Raw genomic sequence first — 6,302 nt, forward strand, 5'->3', positions numbered from 1 at the left:
ACCCCGGCGCCGATGACCCGGCGCCGATGAGCCGGCGCCGATGACCCCAGTGCGGGTGATCACCCAGCCGATGCTCGACCAGTTCGAGGTCGGGGCGGTTACGGTACCGGCATGCGTCACCCGATCCGCACCTCCCTGACCGCCGCCGTCGCCGCCGGTGTCGCCCTCGCCGGCCTGAGCGGCTGCTCCACCGAGACGCTCACCCAGGCGACCGACCTCGGTTCGTCCGTGGCGTCGAGTGTCTCCGAGTCCGTGCAGGGCATCGACGGCGCCGCGATCCAACAGGGCATGGCGAAGGTCGCGGGTGGGATCGACGGCGCCCTCGACACCGCACTCAAGGGCACGAAGGTGACGAGCGACGGGCAGGTGCCCGCGGGCTTCCCGTCCGCGGCCGTCCCGCTCGTCGACGGCACCGTCCTCGGTGGGGGAGCCGGACCCGCGGGCTCCGGGTGGGTCGTCCAGGTGCACACGTCCTCGGTCGACGACTTCGCCCGGGCCGCGCAGCAGCTCGCGGACGCCGGCTTCACCAAGTCGGCCGAGCGTGCCGACTCGTCGAGCGCCTTCGGGCTGTTCCGGAGCGACGACCACCGCGTCGTCGTGACCTTCTCGTCCGACCACGACGGTGGCGCCACCGCGACGTACATCGTCACACCCCGCTGACCTCCGCTCCGTCCGGCCGCTCACCTCCGCTTCGTCCGGCCGCTGCCCGGACGACGTCCCGTACGCTTGCAGGCGATGTCCACGGTCACACGCCCCGAGCGCGTCCTCTTCGTCCACGCGCACCCCGACGACGAGACGCTCGCGTCCGGCGGCACCATCGCGACGCTGCTCGAACTCGGTGCCCACGTGACCGTCCTGACGGCCACCCGTGGTGAGCGCGGCGAGATGCTCACCAGCGAGCTCGCGCCGTTGGCGGGGGACGGCCTCCGGGTCGCCGCGCACCGTGAGACCGAGATCGCTGCCGCGCTGGCTGCCCTGGGCGGTCCCGCGCACCTCTGGCTCGGCGGTCCCGGAGCCCGGCCCACGGACCTCCCGGCACGGCGCTACACGGACTCCGGCATGCAGTGGGGGCCGGACGGCCGGGCCACCTCGGCCGGCGACGCTCCCGCCGACTCGCTGACCCGTGCGGACCTCGGCGAGGTCGTCGACGACGTCCGCGCCGCCATCCGCTCGACCGGCGCCGACGCCGTCGTCAGCTACGGCGACGACGGCGGCTACGGGCACCCGGACCACCTCCGCATCCACGCCGCAGCCCGGTACGCCGCGCAGGCCGAAGAGGTCCCGTTCTCGATGATCGTGGACGCCGACTCCGGGCTCGCCGACCTGACCGTCGACGTCCTGCCGGTGCGTGGGCGGGTCCGAGCGGCGCTCGAGCAGTACCGCAGCCAGGTCGCCGTCGACCCCGTCGACCCGCAGGACCCCGCGTCGCTGTCGTACGTGATGCCGCACGGCGTCCGGCACCAGGTACCCGCGGTCGAGGCCTTCCGGCACGACGCACCCCCGGCTCCGGCCGCCCCGCAGACCTACGCCGAGATGTCCGGGCAGGGCAAGGCCACCGCGGTCGTCGTGGCCGCCGTCGTGGGTGTCCTCGTCGGCGCCCTCGGCACGATCACCCACCAGCAGACCGTCGAGATCGGCTCGTGGAGCACCGCCCCGATCGGCATGGTCATCACCAGCCTCATCGTGATCGGCATCGTCGTCGGCGTCCGGCTGCTGTACCGGTCGCGGTTGCTCGTCGCGGCGGTCGGCATCGGGATCATCCTCGCCACCCAGGTGCTCGTCGCCGTGGCCGGAGCGACCTCCCCGCTGGTCCTGGCGAACGCCGCCGGCTACGTGTGGACGTTCGGTCCGGCGGTCGTCGCGATGCTGGTCCTCGCCTGGCCCGACCTCACCGGGCTCCGTGCCCACCCGCCGACGAACGGGCACCGCCCGACGGACGGACAGCAGCCGTCGGACGGGGCGCGGTCCGTGGTCGCAGCCCCGCACGAGTAGGCTGGCAGTCGCTCAACCCCCGGAAGGGAGCACTCGCTCGTGACCTACGTGATCGCCCAGCCCTGTGTCGACGTCAAGGACCGCGCGTGCATCGACGAATGCCCCGTGGACTGCATCTACGAGGGTGACCGGTCGCTGTACATCCACCCGGACGAGTGCGTCGACTGCGGTGCCTGCGAGCCGGTCTGCCCGGTCGAGGCCATCTACTACGAGGACGACCTCCCCGAGCAGTGGGCCGACTACTACAAGGCGAACGTCGAGTTCTTCTCCGAGATCGGTTCGCCCGGTGGTGCAGCCAAGGTCGGCGTGATCCACGCGGACCACCCGGTCGTCATGGCGCAGCCGCGGGCCTGACCCGTGCCGCTCGACCTGCCCGACTTCCCCTGGGACCAGCTCGCCCCGTACAAGCAGCGCGCCGCGGCGTACGACGGCGGCATCGTCGACCTCAGTGTCGGGTCGCCGGTCGACCCCACCCCGGACGTCGTCCGACGCGCCCTGGCCGACGCCACCGACGCGCACGCCTACCCGCAGGTGGCCGGCACCCCGGCCCTCCGTGAAGCGATCGCGGCCTGGTACGGCCGGCGACAGGGCGTCGAGCTCACCGCCGACCACGTGCTGCCGACGATCGGGTCGAAGGAGTTCATCGCGGGCCTGGCGCTCTGGATGGGCCTCGGCCCGGGCGACACGGTCGTGTTCCCGGAAGCGGCGTACCCGACCTACGAACTCGGCGCCGCCCTGGTGCGCGCCGACGCCCTGGCCGCCGACGACCCCGCCGCGTGGCCGTCGAGCACGAAGCTCGTCTGGCTGAACTCGCCGGGCAACCCCGACGGACGCGTGCTCTCGATCGAGCAGCTGCGCGCCGCCGTCGTCCGCGCCCGCGAACTCGGCGCCGTGATCGTGGGCGACGAGTGCTACGCCGAACTCGGCTGGGACGCCCCGTACGACACCTCGCCGACCCCGACCATCCTCGACCCCCGTGTCGTGGGCGACTCGTTCGACGGCGTCCTCAGCGTCTACTCGCTGTCCAAGCAGTCGAACCTGGCCGGCTACCGCGCCGCGTTCGTCGCCGGCGACCCGGCCCTGCTCGCCGACGTCCTGGCGATCCGCAAGCACACCGGCATGATGCCGCCGCTGCCCGTCCAGCACGCGATGATCGTCGCGCTCGAGGACACCGCCCACGTCCACCAGCAGAAGACCCGGTACCGCAACCGACGGAACGTGCTCCGGACGGCATTCGAACGCGCCGGCTTCCGCATCGACGCCAGCGGTGCCGGCCTGTACCTCTGGGCGACCCGCGACGAGCCCGCGCTCGACACCGTCGCCTGGCTCGCCGAGCACGGCATCCTCGTCGCCCCGGGCACGTTCTACGGGGCCGCCGGCGCCCGCCACGTGCGCGTCGCGCTGACCGCGACAGACGACCGGATCGCCGCCGCAGCCCAGCGTCTCGCCAGCGCAGGCCGGGTGGCCAACGGCTGACGGGCCTCCCGTCCGGCCACCAGCCCATCGGCGACGCGTCTGCACAACAGCGGTTCCACCCAAACTCCTGAGCAGCTGCATGTACCGGACCGACAGTCGCCGCGATTAGGCTGTCCAGCGTGACTGACACTGCCAACGACGCTCAGAAGACGGCCACACCGCCCACGACGCCCGTGCCCGTGAGCCCCGGCGCCGAACAGGCGACCGAGACGGCCACGCTGACGTACCCGGGGGGAACGGCGGAGTTCCCGATCCTGCAGAGCGTCGACGGAGCCTCCACGATCGACATCTCGACGCTGAAGAAGCAGACCGGGCTGAACACGCTCGACTACGGCTTCGTGAACACCGGCTCGACGAAGAGCGCCATCACCTACATCGACGGCGACCAGGGGATCCTGCGGTACCGCGGCTACCCGATCGACCAGGTCGCCTCGAACTGCACCTTCCTCGAGGTCGCCTGGCTCCTCATCTACGGCGAGCTGCCCAGCCCGAGCGAGCTCGACGCGTTCGACAGCCGGATCCGGCGGCACACGCTGCTGCACGAGGACCTGCGCCGCCTGTTCGACGCGCTCCCGCACTCGGCGCACCCGATGTCCGTCCTGTCCAGCGCGGTCAGCGCCCTGTCGACGTACTACGAGGACGACATGGACGTCGACGACCCGGAGAAGGTCGAGCTGCAGACCGTCCGGCTCCTCGCCAAGCTGCCGGTCATCGCCGCGTACGCCCACAAGAAGGCCATCGGGCAGGCGTTCCTGTACCCGGACAACTCGCTGTCCTTCGTCGACAACTTCCTCCGGCTCAACTTCGGCACGATGGCCGAGCCGTACCAGCCGAACCCGGTGCTCTCGAAGGCGCTCGACCGGCTGCTCATCCTGCACGAGGACCACGAGCAGAACGCCTCGACCGCCACGGTGCGCCTGGTGGGGTCGACGAAGGCGAACATGTTCGCCTCGATCTCCGCCGGCATCAACGCCCTCTACGGTCCGCTGCACGGCGGCGCGAACGAGGCCGTGCTCGAGATGCTGCAGCAGATCAAGGACTCCGGCGAGCCCGTCACGCGCTTCGTCGAGCGGGTGAAGAACAAGGAGCGCGGGGTGAAGCTCATGGGCTTCGGACACCGCGTGTACAAGAACTACGACCCCCGCGCGAAGCTCGTGAAGGAGTCCGCGGACGAGGTCCTCGAGGCCCTCGGCGTGCAGGACGACCTGCTCGACATCGCGAAGGAGCTCGAGCAGATCGCGCTCGAGGACGAGTACTTCGTCAGCCGCAAGCTCTACCCGAACGTCGACTTCTACACGGGCATCATCTACAAGGCGATGGGCTTCCCGCCGCGGATGTTCACGGTGCTGTTCGCCATCGGCCGGCTGCCCGGGTGGATCGCGCAGTGGCGCGAGCTCAACAACGACCCGCTCAACAAGATCGGCCGCCCGCAGCAGCTGTACGTGGGGTACCCGGAGCGGGACCTGCCGCAGCGCTGACGTGGTCGCCGCTCGCGTCGGCGTGCGCTGACCGACGGGAGGCCCGTGACCGGTCTGCATGACCGGCCACGGGCCTCCCGTCCGTTCAGTCCAGGGCGTCGAAGTCGTCCCAGATCGGCGCCTCGAGTGCCGGGTACTCGGCGAGGTGCGGGCGGAGGTCGTCCTCCACCTGGACGCCCCACTGCTCGAAGAACGGGGTGAGGTCGTGCCCCGCGACGTGCGTGGCCTGCAGGACGAAGGCGCGGCGTGCCTCCCGGTCGCTGCCCGCCGCGACGTCCGAACGCACGCGTGCGGAGACGGTGGCGATGAAGTCCTCGCCGTAGGCGCGGCGGAGCTGGTCGAAGACCAGGTGCCGGGTCATCCCGTTCATCTGGTTCGACCAGAAGTCACGCTCGGCGACCGGCTGCTGACGGAACTGCTCGACCTTCGCGCGCCACGAGTCCAGCGGGTTGCGCTGGTGTACCTGCTCTTCGAGGACGACGCTCGCCAGGTCCTGGGAGATCGTCCCGTCGGTCTGCCCCCGGTCGTTCCTCCACCGCAGTGCGTCCTGCTGGAAGACCCGACCGACGGCGTTCCGGAGCGCCTGCTCGCCCGCCGCGGAGCCGTCGCTCGTGAACAGGTTGTGCGGCGACGCGGAGTCGGTCGGGAACGCCACCCAGCCCGGGTGGACGTTGGTCGGCGCGTTCGCACCGGCGACGCCGTAACTCGGGGTCTCGATGTGCACGCGGTGACCGGTGTCCTCGACGCCCCAGAACCGCTCGTTCGCTCGGACCGTCGCGTCCCAGCGGGCCATCCGGACGTCCAGGTCGTCGCCGGCGATGAGCTCCTCGTTCTGGTCGCTCCTCGGCGAGGTGGCGTCGGCACGGAGGACGTCCGCCTGCACGCGCTCGCCGATCAGGGAGAAGAACGGCGATCGGTCCCAGTTCTGCAGCTGCGTGTCGAAGTCCGCACGTGCGGTGACCCCGGCGACGAAGGTCGGGACGGGTGCCCCACCGCGGACCACGATCGTGCCCCGGTCGCTGGTGCTCCGGTCGATGATGCCGACCAGGCCGTCGTGCGGCGCGGTGATCAGGTTCTGGCCCGGGTGCAGCGCCTGGGTGGCGACGCCCAGGTCGCGGCAGCCGTTGACGCCGAAGTAGGTGCCGTGCTGCCCGATCGCGACCTCGGCGTCGGTGACGCCCTCGGGGACCTCGACGACGAACGTCTGGTGTGCGCGGATCCAGCGGCCGGCCTGGCGGAGGTCGCTCCGTGCCGCCTGGGTGCCGTCACGTTCCTGTGCGGCGGCGGCGCTGCCGAGGGGGATGACGGGGACGTCGGTGTGGCCGCTCGTGACGGTGGGCCAGGTGTGCTCGGGGG

General features: G+C 71.5%; 6 protein-coding genes. 5 read left to right on the forward strand and 1 reads right to left on the reverse strand.

Annotation, left to right across the window (positions count from 1 at the left end; translation table 11 throughout):
* Window positions 1-111 precede the first annotated feature (111 nt).
* From QL987_RS08640 to QL987_RS08660, 5 genes are all read left to right on the forward strand, one after another.
* Entirely contained in the window at window positions 112-660 is a 549-nt protein-coding gene (locus tag QL987_RS08640; RefSeq protein ID WP_221849960.1) for a hypothetical protein, read from the forward strand.
* 75 nt (window positions 661-735) lie between these two features.
* Window positions 736-1,992: a PIG-L family deacetylase gene (locus QL987_RS08645; RefSeq protein WP_290157239.1), complete on the forward strand. Its 1,257-nt coding sequence runs from the start codon at window positions 736-738 to the stop codon at window positions 1,990-1,992.
* Window positions 1,993-2,031: 39 nt separating this feature from the next.
* Entirely contained in the window at window positions 2,032-2,346 is a 315-nt protein-coding gene (fdxA, locus tag QL987_RS08650) for a ferredoxin (protein ID WP_110903275.1), read from the forward strand.
* Between the two features lie 3 nt (window positions 2,347-2,349).
* Window positions 2,350-3,468 (forward strand): succinyldiaminopimelate transaminase, encoded by a 1,119-nt coding sequence (gene dapC, locus QL987_RS08655; protein ID WP_290157242.1) that lies wholly within the window; start codon window positions 2,350-2,352, stop codon window positions 3,466-3,468.
* 179 nt (window positions 3,469-3,647) lie between these two features.
* Complete coding sequence (locus tag QL987_RS08660; protein ID WP_111075664.1) at window positions 3,648-4,946, forward strand: citrate synthase; 1,299 nt, start codon at window positions 3,648-3,650, stop codon at window positions 4,944-4,946.
* Window positions 4,947-5,031: 85 nt separating this feature from the next.
* Here the strand turns inward: QL987_RS08660 and QL987_RS08665 are convergent.
* Window positions 5,032-6,302: M60 family metallopeptidase (locus QL987_RS08665; RefSeq protein ID WP_290157243.1), on the reverse strand; the 1,271-nt coding region annotated here is incomplete at its 5' end.

The sequence above is a fragment of the Curtobacterium sp. APC 4022 genome, from assembly GCF_030407555.1.
In the GTDB taxonomy this organism is placed as follows: domain Bacteria; phylum Actinomycetota; class Actinomycetes; order Actinomycetales; family Microbacteriaceae; genus Curtobacterium.